Source organism: Nostoc sp. UIC 10890, assembly GCF_054786515.1.
In genome coordinates this window covers 6,732,410-6,752,603 of record NZ_JBSGKF010000001.1, presented here as the reverse complement: position 1 = coordinate 6,752,603, position 20,194 = coordinate 6,732,410, and the positions used below count along the sequence as shown (strand labels likewise).

Annotated in this window: 23 protein-coding genes; 15 read left to right on the top strand and 8 right to left on the bottom strand. The window is 42.0% G+C overall.

The genetic code is table 11. The annotated features are described in order from the left end of the window. Positions 1-185 precede the first annotated feature (185 nt). The 3 genes from ACWATR_RS27890 to ACWATR_RS27880 all read right to left on the bottom strand — a co-directional run bounded on the left by ACWATR_RS27890 (position 186) and on the right by ACWATR_RS27880 (position 3,297). On the bottom strand, positions 186-1,517 hold the full coding sequence (locus ACWATR_RS27890; RefSeq protein WP_460339343.1) for a glycosyltransferase family protein: 1,332 nt from the start codon (positions 1,515-1,517) through the stop codon (positions 186-188). 162 nt (positions 1,518-1,679) lie between these two features. Continuing rightward, the gene (locus ACWATR_RS27885; protein ID WP_460339341.1) at positions 1,680-2,303 is read right to left on the bottom strand and encodes a TenA family protein; all 624 of its coding nucleotides are present in this window, start codon (positions 2,301-2,303) and stop codon (positions 1,680-1,682) included. 223 nt (positions 2,304-2,526) lie between these two features. Next, positions 2,527-3,297 (bottom strand): pentapeptide repeat-containing protein, encoded by a 771-nt coding sequence (locus ACWATR_RS27880; RefSeq protein ID WP_460339339.1) that lies wholly within the window; start codon positions 3,295-3,297, stop codon positions 2,527-2,529. 330 nt (positions 3,298-3,627) lie between these two features. On the opposite strand from ACWATR_RS27880, the gene ACWATR_RS27875 reads away from it, so the two are divergent. Beyond that, positions 3,628-3,894 (top strand): toxin HicA, encoded by a 267-nt coding sequence (locus ACWATR_RS27875; protein WP_069073268.1) that lies wholly within the window; start codon positions 3,628-3,630, stop codon positions 3,892-3,894. Continuing rightward, positions 3,878-4,090, top strand: a complete 213-nt coding sequence (locus ACWATR_RS27870; protein WP_323199987.1) for a type II toxin-antitoxin system HicB family antitoxin — start codon at positions 3,878-3,880, stop codon at positions 4,088-4,090. The genes ACWATR_RS27875 and ACWATR_RS27870 overlap by 17 nt, the downstream gene beginning before the upstream one ends. 285 nt (positions 4,091-4,375) lie before the next feature. Here the strand turns inward: ACWATR_RS27870 and ACWATR_RS27865 are convergent, their stop codons facing one another. Continuing rightward, complete coding sequence (locus ACWATR_RS27865) at positions 4,376-5,437, bottom strand: L-histidine N(alpha)-methyltransferase (protein WP_460339336.1); 1,062 nt, start codon at positions 5,435-5,437, stop codon at positions 4,376-4,378. A 358-nt stretch (positions 5,438-5,795) separates the two neighbouring features. Between ACWATR_RS27865 and ACWATR_RS27860 the strand changes: the two genes are divergently transcribed. The 4 genes from ACWATR_RS27860 (at position 5,796) to ACWATR_RS27845 (ending at position 10,532) form a co-directional block, all read left to right on the top strand. Then, on the top strand, positions 5,796-7,589 hold the full coding sequence (locus tag ACWATR_RS27860; RefSeq protein WP_460339334.1) for an ABC transporter ATP-binding protein: 1,794 nt from the start codon (positions 5,796-5,798) through the stop codon (positions 7,587-7,589). Between the two features lie 277 nt (positions 7,590-7,866). Beyond that, complete coding sequence (locus ACWATR_RS27855; protein WP_460339332.1) at positions 7,867-9,669, top strand: ABC transporter ATP-binding protein; 1,803 nt, start codon at positions 7,867-7,869, stop codon at positions 9,667-9,669. A 39-nt stretch (positions 9,670-9,708) separates the two neighbouring features. Further along, positions 9,709-9,963: a TIGR03643 family protein gene (locus tag ACWATR_RS27850; RefSeq protein ID WP_181929320.1), complete on the top strand. Its 255-nt coding sequence runs from the start codon at positions 9,709-9,711 to the stop codon at positions 9,961-9,963. Positions 9,964-9,998: 35 nt separating this feature from the next. After that, positions 9,999-10,532 (top strand): dihydrofolate reductase family protein, encoded by a 534-nt coding sequence (locus ACWATR_RS27845; protein WP_460339329.1) that lies wholly within the window; start codon positions 9,999-10,001, stop codon positions 10,530-10,532. 314 nt (positions 10,533-10,846) lie between these two features. Here ACWATR_RS27845 and trxA read toward each other — a convergent pair whose 3' ends face one another. After that, the gene (gene trxA / locus ACWATR_RS27840; RefSeq protein WP_069073275.1) at positions 10,847-11,194 is read right to left on the bottom strand and encodes a thioredoxin; all 348 of its coding nucleotides are present in this window, start codon (positions 11,192-11,194) and stop codon (positions 10,847-10,849) included. A 331-nt stretch (positions 11,195-11,525) separates the two neighbouring features. On the opposite strand from trxA, the gene ACWATR_RS27835 reads away from it, so the two are divergent. Further along, positions 11,526-11,735 carry a hypothetical protein gene (locus ACWATR_RS27835; RefSeq protein ID WP_460339327.1) on the top strand — a complete coding sequence of 70 codons (210 nt, stop codon included), beginning with the start codon at positions 11,526-11,528 and terminating at the stop codon, positions 11,733-11,735. Between the two features lie 180 nt (positions 11,736-11,915). Here the strand turns inward: ACWATR_RS27835 and ACWATR_RS27830 are convergent, their stop codons facing one another. From ACWATR_RS27830 to aroB, 3 genes are all read right to left on the bottom strand, one after another. Beyond that, positions 11,916-12,224, bottom strand: a complete 309-nt coding sequence (locus tag ACWATR_RS27830) for a hypothetical protein (RefSeq protein ID WP_460339325.1) — start codon at positions 12,222-12,224, stop codon at positions 11,916-11,918. Between the two features lie 171 nt (positions 12,225-12,395). Then, positions 12,396-12,974, bottom strand: a complete 579-nt coding sequence (locus ACWATR_RS27825; protein ID WP_460339323.1) for a Uma2 family endonuclease — start codon at positions 12,972-12,974, stop codon at positions 12,396-12,398. A gap of 87 nt (positions 12,975-13,061) precedes the next feature. Further along, positions 13,062-14,219: a 3-dehydroquinate synthase gene (gene aroB, locus ACWATR_RS27820; RefSeq protein ID WP_460340713.1), complete on the bottom strand. Its 1,158-nt coding sequence runs from the start codon at positions 14,217-14,219 to the stop codon at positions 13,062-13,064. A gap of 214 nt (positions 14,220-14,433) precedes the next feature. Here aroB and petL point away from each other — a divergent pair, with 214 nt between their 5' ends. From petL to atpA, 8 genes are all read left to right on the top strand, one after another. Then, positions 14,434-14,529, top strand: a complete 96-nt coding sequence (gene petL, locus ACWATR_RS27815) for a cytochrome b6-f complex subunit PetL (RefSeq protein ID WP_084227316.1) — start codon at positions 14,434-14,436, stop codon at positions 14,527-14,529. Positions 14,530-14,797: 268 nt separating this feature from the next. Further along, entirely contained in the window at positions 14,798-15,238 is a 441-nt protein-coding gene (locus tag ACWATR_RS27810; RefSeq protein WP_292781172.1) for an ATP synthase subunit I, read from the top strand. A gap of 60 nt (positions 15,239-15,298) precedes the next feature. After that, positions 15,299-16,060 carry a F0F1 ATP synthase subunit A gene (atpB, locus tag ACWATR_RS27805; protein WP_175586935.1) on the top strand — a complete coding sequence of 254 codons (762 nt, stop codon included), beginning with the start codon at positions 15,299-15,301 and terminating at the stop codon, positions 16,058-16,060. A 148-nt stretch (positions 16,061-16,208) separates the two neighbouring features. Beyond that, a complete protein-coding gene (atpE, locus tag ACWATR_RS27800; RefSeq protein WP_012411162.1) occupies positions 16,209-16,454 on the top strand; it encodes an ATP synthase F0 subunit C in 246 nt (81 codons plus the stop codon). A gap of 185 nt (positions 16,455-16,639) precedes the next feature. Continuing rightward, a complete protein-coding gene (locus ACWATR_RS27795) occupies positions 16,640-17,071 on the top strand; it encodes a F0F1 ATP synthase subunit B' (RefSeq protein WP_069073280.1) in 432 nt (143 codons plus the stop codon). Between the two features lie 268 nt (positions 17,072-17,339). Continuing rightward, positions 17,340-17,912: a F0F1 ATP synthase subunit B gene (locus ACWATR_RS27790; protein ID WP_069073281.1), complete on the top strand. Its 573-nt coding sequence runs from the start codon at positions 17,340-17,342 to the stop codon at positions 17,910-17,912. After that, positions 17,909-18,463, top strand: a complete 555-nt coding sequence (gene atpH / locus ACWATR_RS27785; protein WP_069073282.1) for an ATP synthase F1 subunit delta — start codon at positions 17,909-17,911, stop codon at positions 18,461-18,463. The genes ACWATR_RS27790 and atpH overlap by 4 nt, the downstream gene beginning before the upstream one ends. 154 nt (positions 18,464-18,617) lie before the next feature. Next, the gene (atpA, locus tag ACWATR_RS27780; RefSeq protein WP_460339319.1) at positions 18,618-20,132 is read left to right on the top strand and encodes a F0F1 ATP synthase subunit alpha; all 1,515 of its coding nucleotides are present in this window, start codon (positions 18,618-18,620) and stop codon (positions 20,130-20,132) included. Positions 20,133-20,194 lie beyond the last annotated feature (62 nt).

Here is a 20,194-nt window from a genome sequence, read left to right as displayed (position 1 = left end):
TAATGACTCAACGGTGCCAGATGATTTAGAATCTGTTGGTCTTTAATCAATACTGCTTGGGTAAAGCATTTTGAACTCGGAATTGGGTTTGGGGAAAAGGTTAAAGGGTAAAGGTTAAAGGTTTTTTCTTTCCTCTTTCCCCTTACCCTTTTCCCCTTAACCGACAAGTATTGGGTCTTTAATTGTTACGCAATTTCCTCACCAACAATCTGTGCTATCTTCTGGGCTGCACCGCTTTCACCGCGAATATTACGGAGTTTAGCGCGGATATCATCCAATTTTTCTGGATGGGCTAATAAATCTAAAACCATTTCCCCAATTTCTTGCGGTTGAACTTTACCCATAAGTTCTGGAACTATCTCTTCCTGTGCCCAGATATTTGGCCATGCTAATAAACCTTTGCGTCTCACAAATCTTAGGAATAGCCAATTAATTACGTTGGCAAAAGGCGTACCTACACCTGGCAGATTTGCCAACAACCCAGGTAAACCATCCCAAGAACGCATGGCGTCAAGTTGCTGCGTTGGCAGCAAAACAATCATTGGTATTGCTAAAGCACCAAGTTCGGCAGTGTTTGCCCCCACCGTAGTTAAGCAGATGCAGCACTGCGACAATAAGTGATATGCAGGGTTTTCTTGCCACAGTTCCACAGTTAAGCCCGTTGTTGTTTTAAGCAATGCCTTACCTTTACCGTCCTCTGGGACAATTAAGGAAGCACCGCCAAAGCCAAAGATTTCAGCAATAGAGTTATTTTTGAGATCGGCAAAACTAGCTAAAGTTTGTAAATCCAGAGTTGGGGCTACAGGAATCACAAATCTGGTTTGCGGTCTTTTTGCATAAATGTATTCGGCAATGCTTAGAGTTAATGGCACTCCTTGGGATAATTTTGCTGCTTTTGATCCAGGGAGTAAACCAATCAATTCAATCTCTTGTCCTTCCTTGTGGGAAGTAGCTGACGTGTCTATATTATTAGTCATTTGTCCTTTGTCGTTTGCTAAGGACAAATTACTAATGACTAATGACTCTTGACTACTAGCTTCTAGCATCAAATCTCCGACGACAGTGAATTTGTGGGCATATTTTGCTGGGACTTTGGCTGAAACTTTGGGTTTCATCACACCAAAGCGATCAATCCAGTTATGCCACCTGGCTTCCCATTCGGCGTAAACCACTGTGCGATATCCGAGTTTTTTACCTATGAGTACGGGAAAAATTTGATCGCCACCGAGGAAAACAACTACACCGCGACTTCTCCAGTCCCAATTTTCAAATGTTTTGCCCCAAAGCAAAAATTGCCAAAAATGCTCTGCTCTTTGTACTCTATCGACTTCTGGGTAAGAAAGAGCGATCGCAGCTTCTTTTCCACTGGCATTTGAGCAAGGTGACAATACCACAGAAATCCTCACTACAGAAGGATCATCCCCTAGTTCTTGCCGCAATGCCTTTACTACTGGACGCACCCAGGTTGTTACCTCACCTGGGCCATTTGATAGGATAAGAATATCTACTTCAGTCATTAGTTAATGGTCAAGAGTTATACCAATTCTGTATGAAGATGCACATCATAATACCCCCCTGTAGTCCCCCCTTGGCAAGGGGGGACGGCGATAGCCGGGGGGTGAATATATGCAGCTTCACAAGGAAACGGTATTAGGGGGCATTATTTACATACGTTGAATTTATTTCGCAATCCACGCAGCCTGAAAAAAGTCATGCTCACAAAACATAGCATAACGATAGGTTGAATATACAACAGGATTGGTAGTGGCATAATTGTCAACTAAATTTTCTAATTGTTGTGTTAGTGGTTGAAAGTCTGCGCTGCTGTAAGTGCGAATCCAGTCTGCATATTGATGATTAGGAATGCCATTACAAGCCAACTTTTCTCCCAAAAAGGCATACAAACGCATACAGGGAGACATCGCCGCAGCAGTTAAGCCCACATCTCCACCCCAAGCAGTTGCTAATAAAAAATCAGTATAGCGGCGGGTAGCAGATTGTGGTTCTACAGAATGCAAATTGACTCCCCACTGGGAAGCATAGCCACTATGCAACCGCAGTTCTTCTAAAACACCGCTAGCTAAGTTATGAAATGTAGTGAAGCCTAACCAGTCTGGTGCTTTAGCTGCGGCAATACTGTACGCACGGGCAAAAGCTTCTAAAAAAAAAGCATCTTGCCCTACGTAGTAAGCAAATTTCACTTGCTCAAGAGTACCATCGCCAATACCTTGAACGAAAGGATGCTCTAGGCAAGCTTGGGCTAAGTCTTGATTTGCTGCCCATAATTCCTTAGATAAAGTCATTTGTTATTTGTCATTTGTCATCTGTATATTATCCCTCTGTTCTTTTAACGAACTTTGGGGGTTTAAGTCCCCAGCAAGACAGGCAGCCCGTTTTGGGTCGGGGTCTAAATCCCCGGACGCTCTCTACGAGACGCTAAAAGCGAACGCGGACTCACTAACGCAAAAGGTAATTGCGAATTGCGAATTGCGAATTGTTTTAACTCTCCCCCTTAAAAAAAAGTACTTAAAAAGGGAAGAACTGGAGCAAGACTGAGCCAAGACTTCCCAAAAAGTCAACAAAACTGGGTTTACCAGCGCTTACCTTTTCATTGACGGGTGTTTGCAGTTCTTTAATAAAAGCTTGGGCTGTTAGCGTTCCAGGATTGTTGTTTTGGGATGTAAACAATTTTTCAGCAACTTGGGCGTCTTGAAATGCACCTTGTCTATCTAGTATTTGGTAACGGGCGACACCACGAGCTAAATAAGCACCCGCATATTCTGGTTTAATAGCGATCGCTTGATTAAAATAACTAATTGCTTGCTGTTGGTTGCCTTTTTGTGCTTCTGCTACACCCCAAGCATAAAATTCTTCTGGTGAAGCAATTTGTGATGGTATACCAACTGCACCTTGGAAGTTAGCACCATTTAGGTAAGCACCAGTCAGTTCTACATTTGCTAGATAGGTATTTCTCAAATCAGCACCCGTCAAATTTGCCCCACTAAATTTAGCTTCGCTCAAGTTAACACCAAATAAACTAGCGCCACTCAAGTTTGCACCCCGCAAATCTGCACCGCTCAAGTTTGCACGGCTCAAGTTTGCACCTGTGAGATTAGCACCACTCAAATTCGCTCCAGATAAGTCAGCCATCACTAAACCTGCGCTAGTCAAATCACAGTTTTGACATTGTTTAGTTGCCAACAACTGTCTAATATGTTCAGAATTTGCTGCTTGTACGCTGGTTGTCAAACTAATCGTGGTTAAAAATGCAGCTACACCTAGAATGTGGTTTTTCATATTTATGTAATATTTCTTACTCAATACCAAGACTAACTGAGATGGATTTATACCTCAGCATTATGATATGAGCAATCTTAACAATTTGACCTCTGTAGTTACCTATATTACTTATAAATTTGGGTATAACAGTTAACGGTTGGGTTTGATACCAGTGTTTGCCATTTACTATCTTCTGTTGCATTTGCAACGCGATCGCATTTCTCTATTTTATAAACAAGCGATCAATGTCAAGCAAAATGACGTGTCTCCACAATAGTCATTTGCTTTTGTATGCTCCGATTTTAAATAAATATGAGACTATAGAAACATTAAAGCAGTCAGAAAAACGTGAGTCAGCAAGACAAACTCTTAGACAAAATTCTCTCTGGGACTTCTGATACAGACATCCCTTTTGCCCAACTGTGGCAACTTTTATATACACTAGGCTTTGATGAACGGATTCGTGGCGATCATCGTATTTTTATCAAAGCCGATGTTGAGGAAATATTGAACCTGCAACATAAAAGAGGTAAAGCCAAAAGCTATCAAATTAAACAAGTTCGGGCAGTAATTCTCAAGTATAAACTAGGAAGTAAAAATGATGTTTCGCTATGAAATCATTCTCTACTGGAGTGAATTAGATCAAGCCTTTATTGCTGAAGTACCAGAATTATCAGGCTGTGCTGCTGATGGTGATACTTATCAAGAAGCTCTGCATAATGTAGAATTAGTTATGCAGGAATGGATAGAAACGGCTAAGGATTTAGGGCGTCCAGTTCCTCAGCCTAGACCGCGTTTAATGTACATTTAATTTATCCAAAATCCTACTGCCATAATAATACCCATATAGCAATCGGATAGCGAAGCGGTAGCGAGTCTTGTCTACGACACGCTACGTGAATGAGCGTCTTTGATTTCTGAATCACTCGTAGAGGTAAGGGACTGGGGACTGGGAAGAAGGAATAAAGGTGTACTGAGTTTTGTTCAAAAATCAAATATGAGTCCTATAGCATTCCTAAATTATTCATGAAAAGTTAGATACCCAACTTATTTGATAACTTGGGTATCTGAACAGCGCAAAATATAATTGAAAAGGTTAGTTACTAGCAACCTTACAAATTACCATAATATGTGATTTGTATTTGTTAGTACTATATTGAAGAAGTTGTAATCCAGAACGTTCTAGTTCTTGTAAAAGTGTAGGCATTTCATGCTTATGATGTCGCCAAATAGTAATTTCTTCACCTTCTGAGATTTCAATCTTTTTATCTATCCCCATCTGATTAAAATTTATTGTGTAATCATGATGTAGTTTTATATTAGCGATTATACTATCTGTTTTTAAATCATACTTCCTCACTAATTCACAATCTTCAGATTTAATCCCAATCTTGTTTTTAACCCATCCATAAATTTCTTCTACATGATACTTGCAACCACCTCTCACGTTTCCATCCCATCTAGAGTTAGAGCCAATTTCATTAGTGAATACTAGAAAATCGTTCTCCCCCATGCTATCTCTAAAGTTTTTGAATACCTTGTCTCTATTTTGATGATTACCAATAGTAACCCCTAAGTGAAAAAATATTTTTGCTGTGTCATCAATTTCAAGGTTAGCTTTATTTTGGAATAAAGTTTTGGGTACGCAACTATTTTCGATGTCAATTGTGGAACTGATAAAATCGACGAAAGGAAACCATTTTTTGAAATTTTTTCTAGATAAATTAAGCAATTCATCGCTAATATCCAATGCGATATATTTATTGATTTTTGCTAATTTATTAAGTCTTTGAATAAATTTTTTAACCGGATATGAATTTCCTGCACCTACATCTACAATATTGACTTTTTTACCATTTTGAATATTGTCATTCAAGTATTTAAAGTTATTCTTTAAAAGTTCAATTTCTACATTTGATGTTCGATACCATGTAGGAATAAGATATTTGAGATAAAACTCATTCCAGATTTGTGCGCCTCTACCTTTATAAGAATACTTTAGAGGTATTTCTCGCCTAATTTCTAATGCATCAATTATCCCTAAAACTTCTTCTTCAGAAAAAAGAGAGTAGAATTCGTAACTTGGCTCGGCTGTGCGGCTGATAGCAGTTGAGATATCCGAGGGAAGTGGGGAATTGCTATGAAAATTTTGAGCCATTATTCTTGTTCTTTGGTTTTCTTAGGTATTTAAAATTAGCCGCAATGCTTGCCAAAGAGGTATTTTCCCATACCGTTGTCCCAAAATTTGGAATTTCCATTACAAATAGATTCCAATACTACTCGGTTAAGCATTTTGAACCCAAAGTTTGGTTTTGGGTAAGGGTTAAAGGGTAAGGGTTAAAGGTTTTTAATTTCCCTTTCCCCTTTCCCCTTTCCCCTTTCCCCCTTCCCCTTCCCCTTCCCCTTAACCGACAAGTATTGAAATAGATCCCACATTCCCCACTCTCAACTGGTCAATGTGGTTTTTTACAATCAAAATACGAGATAATTCTCCAAAGATACAGGGGTGAATTCCAGTGGTTCAGCAACCAGAACTCCAGGAAACTTCGTCGATACAGTCAATCCAGCGCGTGCTTAAGAGTTTAAGCACTTACCGATGGACTTCGCTAGGAGCATTGGTTAGCCTGTTGCTGTTGACGATCGCAAACGCAGTTACTCCACAACTATTTCGGTGGGGAATTGATCAGGGCATCATCAAACAAAACCTTCAAATTGTGCTATACAGCGCCGCCTGGATGGTACTCGCCGCGATCGCTCGTGGTGTATTTAACTTTGGACAAAGCTATTTAGCAGAAGCAGTGTCTCAGGGTGTAGCTTATGACCTGCGAAACAAAATTTTCAGCAAGATTCAAAATCTCAGTTTCAGTTATCATGACCAGGCGCAGACTTCCCAACTGCTAACCCGTGTTACCAGCGACATTGAGCAGATCCGTACCTTCGTTGGCACTAGCTTAATTCAGGTCATCGGTTCAATTGTGACATTGGTGACTATTTCGGTAGTTTTGCTGGTGATGAACTGGCAATTAGCGCTGATTACCCTGACGGTAGTACCCCTAGCCGGATGGTTAATGGCGCGATTCATCAACCGAAATAACAAACTTTTTCGGCAGGTACAAGAGCAACTGAGTAACCTCAATGCTGTATTGCAAGAGAACTTACTCGGAATTCGGGTAGTGAAAGCCTTTGTGCGGGAATCAACTGAAAGGTCGCGTTACACAACACTGAATGATGGCCTAGTCAAGGCAAACATGAAAACCATTAGTGCCATCCGTGATACCTTCCCCGTGATCTTTTTACTGAGTAATTTAGTAACACTGGCAGTTTTTGGCTACGGGGGAGCGCAGGTAATTGGGAATAGATTTTCCATTGGCGAACTGGTGGCGTTTAATTCATACCTAGCGTTGATTCTCCAACCAATTTTGTTAATTGGATTTGCTGCACCTGCGATCGCTCAATCAGCGGCTTCCGCCGAACGAGTCTATGAAGTTGTAGATGCAGAGGTAGAAATTCGCGATCGCCCCGGCGCTGTCCCATTTGACACCTGCGTTGGTAGAATCACCTTTGAAAATGTTTCCTTTCGCTATCCAGGAGCAACAACCGAAACTCTCAAAGAAGTTTCCTTTGAAACCAAGCCCAAAGAGCTAATCGCCGTTTTAGGGATGACTGGTTCCGGGAAAAGCACAATTATGAACTTGCTAGCCCGCTTTTATGATGTCACAGGGGGAGCAGTTCGCATTGACGGACGAGATGTAAAAGATTTTACGCTCAAAAGTCTGCGATCGCGTATTGGTATTGTATTTCAGGAAACCACCCTCTTCTCTGGCACAATCCGCGAAAATATTGCCTACGCCAAACCCGATGCAACCTTAGAAGAGGTAATTGAAGTTGCCAAAACCGCACAAATGCACGATTTTATTAGTGGTTTACCCGATGGCTACGAGACGATTGTGGGAGAACGGGGCGTGGGCTTATCTGGTGGACAAAAACAAAGAATTGCGATCGCTCGTACCTTACTAACTGATTACAGCATTCTGATTTTAGACGATAGTACCTCAGCAGTGGATGCCAAAACTGCTGCCCAGATTCAAGCCGAACTAGATGGCTTAATGCGCCAGAAAGCTTGTACAACTTTTGTAGTAGCTCAACGCATTAGCACCGTCAAGAATGCCGATCGCATTTTTCTGATAGACAAAGGACGATTGGTAGCACAAGGCACTCACGAAGAATTGATGCAAACCAGCCCACTCTACGGGGTGATTTTAGAATCTCAAGTAAAACCAAAGGAGAAAAATAATCCTCAATTAGCATAATTAATTTTGCTCACACTCTTCTAAATAAGTCGGTAGAAATAAACCAAGTTATGTTGTCAAAGGTAAATAGACTTAAAACCCTTATCAATAACCAATGACAAATGACAAATGACAAATGACAAATGTCAAATGTCAAATGACAAATGACAAATGACAAATGACAAATGACAAATGACAAATGACAAATGACAGCCCCCAATAGTTAGCTTTAATCGCACCGACTTAACTTAATAAAGACTTTTAATCCCAAATCCCAAATCTAAAATCCAAAATTTTTATGAGAGGCACTATTCCCGTTGTTGCATCTGAGGAAAACGCGAGTCAGCAACTCTCTACCCTGCGGCGCTTTTTGCAATACGTGCTACTCTATCGCAAAGAAATTCCCATAGCCCTGACTTTAGTATTGATTGGTGCTATGACCCAGGCAATTGGGCCATTTTTCCTCGGCTGGTCGATTGATCGTCTAATTGCACAAGGTAATTTGCAAGGACTGCTGCTGTTATTAGGGCTACTTGGACTAAACTACGGACTTGGTGTATTAGCAATCCGGGGTCAAATCATTCGAGTCGGTTGGATTATGCAGCGATTGCTGGCTCAACTGAGGCAAGATATTTTCATTAAAATTCAAAGTTTGCCACTTAGCTTTTTTGATCGCAGTGAAGCGGGCGATTTAATGAGCCGTCTGCTGAATGATGTCAATACCGTGAATCAGGCATTTGGACTGACGATCGCCCAAATGCTAGGCAACACTTTCAGTTTGATCGGTATAATCATTGCGATGCTCTCAATCAACCTGCAACTGGGTTTGTTGAGCAACCTGGTTGTGCCACTGATGATTTTTACCACAAGCTTATTTGCACGTTGGGCGAGAGCCAGATTTCGCATTACTCGACAAACCATTGGGGAACTTTCCGCCAAGTTAGAAGAAGATATTGGCAGCGTGCGAGAAGCGCAGGCATTTAATCGTGTACAGACGAACATCGCAGAATTTGATGTTCTCAACGCCGCCAATCGTGATGCCAACGTCGAGGCTGTGGCAATTACTTCAGCCTTTTTGCCCTCCATCGATTTTCTCAACACACTAGCAACCGCAGGTGTGCTGGCTTATGGTGGCTATCTCGCAGTTACAGAAGCAGCAACAGTGGGTGTAGTGACATCCTTTTTACTTTACGTCCAGCAGTTCTTCCGCCCTATCCAAATTCTCAGCCAGTTTTACACCCAAGCTCAATCTGCCTTTGCCGGATTAGAGCGAATCTTTTTATTACTAGATGAGCCGTCAGAACTCAAAGACGCACCCGATGCGACAGAAATGCCGCCTATTCAAGGTGAGGTGACATTTGAGAATGTCAAGTTTGGCTACAACCCAGATCAACTGGTTCTCAAAGGAGTGAATTTGCACGCCTATCCAGGGCAGATGGTTGCGTTAGTCGGGCCAACCGGTTCGGGAAAAAGTACAATCATTAACTTGATTTTGCGCTTTTATGATGTATCTGGCGGTGCAGTGAAAATTGATAATATTGATGTGCGTAGTGTTACTCAAGCAAGTCTGCGGCGTCAAATCGGCATCGTCCTGCAAGACAATATTCTGTTTAGTGGTACTGTTGCTGAAAACATTGCCTTTGGCGCTCCTTACGCCACCCAAGCGGATATCGAAGCGGCTGCACAACTGGCAAATGTGCATGAGTTCATTACCTCATTGCCACAAGGCTATACAACTCAATTGGGTGAACGGGGAGCGCCCCTGAGTCAGGGACAGCGACAACTAATCAGTATTGCTCGTGCGGTGTTAATTAACCCGCGAATTCTGATTCTTGATGAAGCCACCAGCAGCATTGACACACGTACTGAAGCGCTAGTACAAAGTGCGATCGCCCGCTTGCTCCAAGGTCGTACCAGTTTTGTAATTGCCCATCGTCTCAGTACAGTTACTCAGGCAGATCAGGTATTAGTAATTCAGCAGGGACAAATTGTAGAGCAAGGTACTCACACTGAACTTGTCAATCAGCAGGGTGTTTATGCCAACCTCTATGCCCTTCAACTAGGTGCAGCAGACACAATGGTTCTTCAAAACGAAAAGTAAAATATATATAGCTCAAATTTATTAATTGCCAGCCAAGGAATGAAGCTACCTAACCTCGATTCGGAAACTATCAATCGCATCATTGAAATGGCATGGGAAGATAGAACATCTTTTGATGCCATTGAGGCTCAGTTTGGGCTTCTGGAGAAACAGGTAATCGCCCTAATGAGGCGTGAAATGAAGGAATCTAGTTTCAAGATGTGGCGAGAGCGAGTTACCAAACGCAATACAAAGCATTTATCTAAGCGAGAATTTATTGCAGGTCGGTTTAAATCGCACAATCAAAAAACGTAAGTAATTGGGTAAAAACTACCAAATTCAGAAGCAAAATGACGAAAGTTACACTCTACATTGCAGCTAGTTTGGATGGCTACATTGCTCGCAGCGATGGCGGAATTGATTGGCTATCAATCCTTGATATAGAAGGGGAAGACTATGGTTACACTGATTTCTACGAATCGATTGATGCGATCGTATTAGGCAGCAAAACCTATGAAGTAGGGCTTGGTTTTGATAAATGGCCTTATCCAGAAAAAAAATCCTTCGTTTTCACTCAGCGCCATCTCAAATCTGACCGCGAAGACGTTGTATTTGTTTCTGACACAGTACAACAGGCGTTAGCAAATATAGAGGCTCAAGGCTTAGAAAACATCTGGCTAGTTGGTGGCGGAGCATTAATCAATTCGTTTCTTCAACACAATTTAATTGACGAATATATTATTTCAATTATTCCAACTATCTTAGGTGGCGGCATACAACTTTTCCCACCACCTACCCCTGAAGAAAAATTGGAGTTGATTCACTCAAAACAATATCCAAGTGGTTTACTTCAAGCACACTATAAGTCAATACGCTTGGGTTAGCGTCAAAAACCATAAACTGCAATACGCTTGGGTTTAGTTCATAAACCCAAGCGTATTGCAAGGCGAAAAAGAAAAGGTTAAAAATCCATACAGTTCAGAATGAGCAACAAAAAACTTGTAGAGACGGCGATTCATCGCGTCTTCAAAAACAAATTATCTACACCAGTAACCTTAACTGAACCGTATTGGGTTAAAAATTTATAATTTTGCTTCAATTGGTGAGAAGTCCGATGCTCGGAAGCCGACGTTCGGAACTTCGGGTAATTTGAACTCCACCTAAAACGTCACTGTTAATTAAGAATTACGAATTCAGTTTAAACAACCTCAAGAAGTTTCTGAACAGCCTCGCTAAACTGCTCATAAGGAGAAACTCCCACAATAGTTTCTGCTAAAATGCCATCTTTGAAAATTAAAACTGCTGGAATGCTGCGAAGACCGAATTTTTTGAAAATCGGCTTGTTGCTGTCAACATCTACTTTCACAACTTTAGCGCGACCTTTGTATTCCTCGGCAAGTTGATCCATTAACGGACTGATTAGGCGACAGGGGCCACACCAAGTAGCAGTAAAATCAACAACAACAACTTTCTCTTCACTTCCATTTAAAACAACATCAAATTCACTTTCTTCAACGTAAGCAACTATGTGAGTATCAGTAGACATTTTTTAATTCCTTTAGTATCAAACTAAAATTTCAGCAAAGGACTAACTATATAAACTATACTCCCTTCTGAGTATCAGATTCACCAGTCACCTACATTGGGAAACCCCCGCAACTGAGTTTTACTGAGTAGCGTATATTTAATAACACACATTCCTTGTACGTAAAATGTGATCAAAATGTAACTTACCATTAAGACTACTTCAGTGCGTTAGGTTCCGAACGAGTAATAAAGATTAAATCACGAGATATTTAAAAAGTGAGAAAACTGTGGAATAATACACAGGTGGTAAATTTAATTTCATTCCATAGATTGATAATAAATGTAAAACTATGATTACTCAACATTACAATTCAATTCATCTTGAAAACAACTTGCTTAAACAAATCAAAATTAAAGAAAATCAGCTAAAAATTGCACAAGAATCTAATATGCTCTATGTGGTAGAAGCATTACAGGATGAATTATTAGAGTTACAACACCAATTGTCAGAGCCTCAAGACATTGAGGTTCAGGCATTGATGAGTTTGCTAGACGATTAAGATTGTAAATTTGTGTTGCAAAGTTTATTGAAAACAAAAAACTCTGTTATGTGGAAGCAGAGCATAGTGATTGTGATATCTGTGGGTGTATTTTAGGTGCTATGGCTCAAGAATTAATGACAAAAAGTAGATATCTAAAGTGTCATAGTAAAGATGATGATTTTTACTTTAGATAAGATTTTAGGGTTTTTGCTGAGTATCTGGTCTTTTTATCTGAGGTACTGAATCAATCTTAAGAATAGGTTTAATTGAGCGCAGTTGTCTTTGCCTAAGAATTTGAATTTCTCTCTCAATTGAATCTTTTCCTTGCCTAAAAAAGTCTTGAGAGTTATGTGGAACCAAGTCACGAGATAAATTTTGAGCTTGTGTTGGAGTCAAACGAGGAAGGGCTTGTTCAGCATTGGCAGGAGTCTGTACAGCCAAGAAAAAAGCTGTTGAAACCACCAAGGGTTTTATTTTTATACATCCGGCAAATATTAGGTTTAACATGATTGATACATCAGTTGTGTGAATGCTGATTCAAACCATTTTATTTTGGTCTGATTATAAGCAAAGTACACTTATTGGGTTGCTAATTACCTCCTACAAATGGATGAATTAATCTTGAAATTTTTGATGGATGTTAAGAGCAAGAGAATTGTGCTGGATGTAAAAAATGTACTATTCAGTAGCTAATGGGATTTTCGCCTTTTGAAACACCTGCTCAATAGTAAATTGCAGTCCTTCAAATAAAGAATCTGTGAGTAGTTCTTCTCCCATATAAGTTTGTGGTGCTGCATCTGGATAAAAAACAGTAATGCTTCTAGCTTTACTATCTAATACCCATACCCGCAGCACCTTAGCATCCAAATAGTCTTTGGCTTTAGCCGCCATTTGTCCAAAGGTTTGCCCTGGGGAAATAATCTCAATCACCAAATCAGGAGGAACAGAACATATTCCTTCTTGCTCCCAATCAAGGGGTAAACGTTCATTAGAAATATATAAAATATCAGGTATTGGCATCCAATCTCGTCCTCGACGAGTTAATGCGATAGCTAATTCTGGGCAAACTTCTCCTTTCCCCTCACAGCATTGCTCAATTAAATTGAGAAGGGCGCGGGTAAGTTTAGAGTGGAATTTTTTTGGTGACATTTTAGGAATTACTTGACCATCAACAAGTTCGTAGGTGATATCTCCCTCGCCTGGTGGAAGATTCAAGAACTCTTGCAAAGTTAATTGATTTTTGGCTTGGAGTATCATGGCTCATTAATTCGTAATTGAAGGACAGAGCAACTAACTTTTATTCTGACTCCTAAATTCTGACTCCTGAATTCTTCTTCAAATTGTTTACATTCCTCGCAATACTTGCCGAATAATATCCGATGGGACTTCATCGGTAACTGTTACTACACCAATCTCTGTTGGTAAAACAAACCGCACTTTCCCGGCTTGGACTTTCTTATCTAATTGCAACGCCTCAATAATTGCTTCAATATCTACCCCAGTTGGTAATTGAGTTGGTAAACCCGTTTTTTGAATTAAAGCATTTTGACGTTCTGTGTCTTCTTTTTGCCACAGTCCTAAATCCACAGCAATTTGACCAGCTGCTACCATACCAATGGCTACCGCTTCACCATGATTTACTAGACGATAACCAGTCAAACTTTCCACTGCATGACCGATGGTATGTCCATAGTTGAGAATCGCCCGTAATCCGCCTTCTTTCTCATCTTTGCTAACAACATCAGCTTTAGCTTGACAAGAACGCGTTAATATGGTGTGTATCAGTTCAGGTTTTACATAGCGGAGTTGGTCGAGACGTTTACTTGCTTCCAACTGGGCAAACAATTCGGCATCCCAAATCACACCGTACTTAATAACTTCTGCCATTCCCGCCCGAAACTCACGCATAGGTAAAGTTTTTAACACATCTGGGTCAATCAAAACTAAACGCGGTTGGTGGAATGCCCCAATTAAGTTTTTACCGTGGGGATGATTCACGCCAGTTTTGCCACCAATTGCCGAATCCACCATCGCCAATAGAGAAGTAGGTACTTGGACAACATTAATACCGCGCAACCAAGTTGCAGCTGCAAAGCCAGTCATATCACCAATTACACCTCCGCCTAAAGCCACCATAGTAGAAGAACGTTCTAGGCGGTTTTCCAAGGCGATATCGTAGAGTTTTTGGATAGAATTGAGGGTTTTGTAGCGTTCACCAGGTGGTAAAGTGCAGCTAGCAACTTCAAATCCGGCAGATGTTAGAGATGCGATCGCTCTTTCGCCAAAATGTTTAAAAATCGTCGGATTAGAAACCAGCAGTACCTTCTTGCCTAGCTTGAGACTGGCCATCTGTTGACCTAGTTGATCTAAACTCGAAGGTGCGTTAGCGTAGCTCGACGTTCGCGTAGCGTCTCGTTCGCGCAGCGTTTCCGGCAGGAGAAGAGAAGCGATCGCAATCTCATAAGACTGCTCTGGTAAATTTACATTAATTACAGAAGTCATTGCCCAACCCCAAACAAGCGCTCGTGGGCTGTATTGTATCGCAATCTCGGAAATGGGCATAGGGCATTGGGAATTAGGGATTGGTTAAGAAACAAGGAAGCAGGGGAAAAGTTGTAGTAAGTATTTCCCCTCTACCACCATGCCCAATGCCCCATTCCCAATGCCCAACAACTAATGATTCAATAGATTTAGGAAGTATTCTGGAGCGAAATAAATGTTTGCAATTGTATCTTATGTCGTCTTCTTGGGTTTATTCTTTGGCTTATCTGTAGGTTTGCTGTTCGGTCTACGGACTGCCAAGATAATTTAATCGAGAGATAGATTCAACCCAAAACTCTTGTGGGGTGGGCATATTGCCTGCCCTCAATTTACTAATGGGCTATATAAACCCTTATTTTCACCACGTCCACGTCGGCGGACTTGGTAAAAGTGCTCTAAGCTTTAGTCCGTCGGCACTTACTCTCTGATGTTGACAAGAAGTTAATTGTTTTTTCCTAAAGTATTGTTACCGCATCGTGATATGATTCAGCTGACTGAATGTGCAGTCATCATATTTAACTGTACTGGTTTCAAGTCCCGTGAGCTTGTCTGACGAATCAATTGCGCCCACTCCGACAACGCAACAAGATGCTAAAACCGGTTCTGAAGACACAGAATCGGGTAACTCCATGCAAGAGTTCTATCAACTCTTCCAGCGATTGTTGGTAATCACGCTTGTCTTGACGGGGGTTATTTTTATCTCTGTGTGGATTTTTTATTCCTTAAACATTGCCCTAAATTATTTAATTGGGGCGTGTACAGGTGTGGTTTACTTAAAAATGTTGGCTAGAGATGTTGAGCAGCTTGGTAGTGAGAAAACCAGTCTGAGCAAAACTCGTTTTGCTCTATTTATGGGAGTCATGATCGTAGCAACTCAATGGCGTGAGCTACAGATTCTACCCATTTTTTTGGGATTTCTAACTTACAAAGCCACGCTCCTCGTCTATATGGTGCAAATTGCGTTCATTCCTGATTCTTAAGAATTCAGGCTCACAAAGATAGTAATCCCATCCTCGCTCGTTGGGGAAAATGCTTGAAGAATGCAAATGCTTAGTGTCTTAAACGCCTTTAATTCTTTTCCCCTCGCCGAATTAGAAGTAGGACATCATTTCTACTGGCAGTTGGGCAATCTTAAAATTCATGGGCAAGTTTTTCTCACCTCATGGTTTGTGATTAGTATTCTAGTAGTGGCCTCAATAGCTGCTACTCGAAATGCACAAAGAATTCCCAAGGGCATCCAAAATTTGATGGAATACGCCCTAGAATTCATTCGTGATTTGGCCAAAAACCAACTCGGTGAGAAAGAGTACCGCCCTTGGGTGCCATTTATTGGCACATTGTTCTTGTTTATTTTCGTATCGAACTGGTCAGGCGCACTAATTCCCTGGAAGCTCATCAAGCTACCTTCAGGCGAATTAGCAGCTCCCACCAATGACATCAATACGACTGTTGCATTGGCATTGCTGACTTCCTTGGCGTACTTTTACGCAGGTTTTAGCAAACGGGGTTTAGGCTACTTTAAGAAATATATAGAGCCAACACCCGTTTTGTTGCCGATCGCAATTCTTGAAGATTTCACCAAACCTCTCTCCCTAAGCTTCCGGCTATTTGGTAATATTTTGGCGGATGAATTGGTTGTAGCGGTGTTGGTGCTGCTAGTTCCTCTATTTGTACCTCTGCCTGTAATGGCCTTGGGTTTGTTTACCAGTGCCATTCAAGCCCTGGTTTTCGCCACCCTAGCCGGAGCATACATTCATGAGGCAATGGAGGGGCATGGCGGAGATGAACATGAGGAGCATTAAACTTCTCAGTTGATAGCACAGTTCCAAGAGCATGTTCGCTCAAAATATCGCAAAGCGCGATCAAAGAACTCATGTGCAGCGTGAAAACCACGTTTCTAATCGTTAACGTACTTTTGTTAGTTTTGTAATCAAAGCAAGGAAAATCAACATGGATCCATTAGTTCAGGCTGCTTCAGTTCTCGCTGCTGCTTTAGCGATTGGTTTAGCTGCAATTGGCCCTGGTATCGGTCAAGGTAACGCTGCTGGACAAGCAGTAGAAGGTATTGCTCGTCAACCTGAAGCAGAAGGAAAAATTCGCGGTACTCTGCTATTAACCTTGGCATTCATGGAATCCTTGACTATCTATGGTCTAGTAATTGCCTTGGTATTGCTGTTTGCTAACCCCTTCGGCTAATACCTGAAAATTTTGTGAGTGTGGAGACGTGAATCATCACGCCTCTACAATCAAACAAAATATTTTGGGTATCGTAATATTTCTAATGTTCAGTTGACCCTTGTTGGCTATGGGTCTCTAAAATATGAAAGGTTGGATGACGTTGCTAGCCATGAAAACTGCTACTCCAGCCAAAGAGGAGACAAATGTTTGATTTCGATGCTACCTTGCCCTTCATGGCATTGCAATTCCTGCTATTGGCAGCTTTGTTGAATGCAATTTTCTATAAGCCACTGACCAAGGTACTAGACGATCGCGATAGTTACATCCGAACGAATACCCTTGAGGCGCGGGAGAGCTTGGCTAAAGCCGAGCGCTTGGCTACCGAATATGAGCAGCAACTCGCAGACGCTCGCAGACAATCGCAAGCGACTATAGAAGCAGCTCAACTTGAAGCTAAGAAAATTACTGCTGAGAAAATTGCTGAGGCCCAAAAAGAAGCTCAGACTCAAAGAGAACAAGCTTCTGTTGAAATAGAACAACAAAAGCAGGAAGCTTTTCGCACCTTAGAGCAACAAGTTGATGCTTTAAGTCGGCAGATTCTAGAAAAACTATTGGGGCCAACTCCAGTTAGATAAGCTAACTAGACTGGCTCTGTGAAAGCATACGCGCAACTGGCCCCTAGTCCAGAGCGCAAAATTTAAGTGTCACAAAAAGGCACTTTTTTCCCTTCGGGGGAAAGATACTTAACTTCCTTACGGGGAAAAGATACTTAAATTTCCTTTCGAGGGAAAAATACTTAAATTCCCCTTCGGGGGAAAGATACTTAATTTCCCTTCGGAGGAAAGATACTTAATTTCCCTTCGGGAAAATACAACGTATTAGCAGCGAGCAGCGCACTTGTAAATGGGTATCATGGGGACATTCTTATTACTTGCCGCAGAAGCGAACGCTGTTCACTCTGAATTGGCAGAAGGCGCAGCAGAAGGTGGTTTCGGTCTAAACCTAGACATTTTTGAAACCAATCTGATCAATCTAGCGATTCTGATTGGCATATTATTCTACTTCGGACGTAAAGTTTTAAGCAATATCCTGAACGAGCGACAATCCAATATTGCCACCGCAATTCAGGAAGCAGAAGGGCGCTTAAAAGAGGCAAAGATTGCCCTTTCCCAAGCGCAAGAGCAATTGAAGCAATCTCAGGCAGAGGCAGAACGCATCCGCCAATCTGCCGTAGAAAACGCTCAAAAAGCGAAAGAAGCCTTGTTAGCGAAGGCAGTGCAAGACGTAGAACGCTTGAAACAAACAGCAGCAGCAGATTTAAACACCGAAACTGATCGAGCGATCGCTCAACTGCGGCAACGGGTAGCTACACTAGCATTGCAAAAAGTCGAATCGCAACTCAAAAGCGGGATTGCTGACGATGCTCAACAAAGTTTAATTGACCGCAGCATCGCACAACTGGGAGGCAATGTATGACAAGTCAGGTAGCGGCAGCCGAAGTAGCCCAACCTTACGCACAAGCACTTTTGTCAATAGCGCAATCGAAAAATTTGACAGAAGAGTTCGGGGAAGATGCGCGTACTTTCCTCGGCCTGCTCAGAGCAGACAAACAGCTACATAACTTCTTCAGCAACCCGTTTATTCAGTCTGAGAACAAAAAAGCTCTCATCAAACAAATACTCGGTGAAGGATCTAACCCCTACTTACGCAATTTTTTGCTGGTATTGGTAGATAAACGGCGCATTGCATTTTTGGAATCAATTTTTCAACAGTATTTGGCGCTGTTGCGGCAGCTGAATCAAACCGTATTAGCGGAAGTAATTTCAGCCGTTCCCCTCACAGAAGCTCAACAGCAGGCAATTACAGAAAAGGTGATCGCCATTACGAATGCTCGCCAGGTAGAACTAGAAACCAATGTAGACAGCGAGTTAATTGGTGGTGTGATCATTAAAGTAGGTTCTCAGGTAATTGACGCCAGTATCCGGGGTCAGTTGCGCCGCCTTTCATTGCGCTTAACTAATAGCTAGAAAATTGGGACTGGGGACTGGGGGCTGGGTACTGGGGACTAGGAAAAAGATTATAGTCATAAATTCTTTCCATCCCTAATCCCCCATCCCTAATCCCCAGTCCCTAATACCCAGTCCCTTTTACTTCCGTCTCGAAAGCAAAAAAGATAGACACATGAGCATATCAATTAGACCTGACGAAATTAGCAGCATTATCCAACAACAAATCGAGCAATACGATCAAGAGGTCAAAGTTGCTAACGTTGGTACTGTCCTCCAAGTTGGTGACGGCATTGCCCGGATCTATGGTCTGGAAAAGGCTATGTCTGGGGAACTCTTAGAATTTGAAGATGGCACAATTGGCATCGCCCAAAACTTAGAAGAAGACAACGTGGGCGCGGTGTTGATGGGTGAAGGGTTGGAAATTCAAGAAGGTAGTTCTGTAACCGCTACTGGTAGAATTGCCCAAGTACCTGTGGGAGAAGCTCTAATTGGAAGAGTTGTAGACGCTTTGGGTCGTCCCATCGATGGCAAGGGAGACATCAAGTCCTCAGAAAGCCGTTTGATTGAATCTCCAGCACCAGGTATTATTGCCCGTCGGTCTGTACACGAACCCATGCAAACGGGGATCACAGCTATTGACTCAATGATTCCTATCGGTCGTGGTCAGCGGGAATTGATTATTGGCGATCGCCAAACCGGTAAAACTGCGATCGCGATCGACACCATCATCAATCAAAAAGAAGAAGATGTAGTTTGTGTCTACGTTGCGATCGGTCAAAAAGCTTCCACAGTTGCTAACGTGGTGCAGACATTGCAAGAAAAAGGCGCAATGGATTACACCGTTGTCGTCGCAGCTAGTGCCAGTGAACCAGCAACCCTACAATATCTAGCTCCTTACACAGGCGCAACTATTGCTGAGTACTTTATGTACAAAGGCAAAGCTACCCTGGTAATTTATGATGACCTTTCCAAGCAAGCCCAAGCTTACCGCCAAATGTCCCTACTGCTGCGTCGCCCACCCGGACGCGAAGCTTACCCTGGTGATGTATTCTACATCCACTCCCGTTTGTTAGAAAGAGCCGCAAAGCTGAGTGACGAACTAGGTAAAGGCAGTATGACCGCCCTACCAATTATCGAAACCCAAGCTGGTGACGTTTCAGCATACATCCCCACCAACGTAATTTCTATTACCGATGGTCAGATATTCCTGTCTTCTGACTTGTTTAACGCTGGTATCCGTCCCGCTGTAAACCCCGGTATTTCTGTATCCCGTGTGGGTTCTGCGGCTCAAACCAAGGCAATGAAAAAAGTTGCCGGTAAGATTAAATTGGAACTAGCCCAATTTGACGACCTACAAGCCTTTGCTCAATTTGCTTCCGACTTAGATAAAGCCACTCAAGACCAGTTGGCACGGGGTCAACGGTTGCGCGAACTTCTGAAGCAGCCACAAAATTCGCCACTCTCAGTATACGAGCAAGTAGCAATTTTGTACGCTGGTATTAATGGTTACTTAGATGATGTAGAGGTAAATCAAGTAACTACCTTCACTAAAGGTCTGCGCGACTACTTAAAGGCTGGTAAATACGCCCAAGGAGTACAAGCATCCAAAGCACTAGGTGACGCAGAAGAAGCTGCCTTGAAGGAAGCGCTCACCGAATACAAGAAGACCTTCAAAGCTACAGCGTAATTAATAGTGAGGAGTGAAGAGTTAAGAGTTAAAAGTTAATGAAATACTCCTAGCTCTTAACT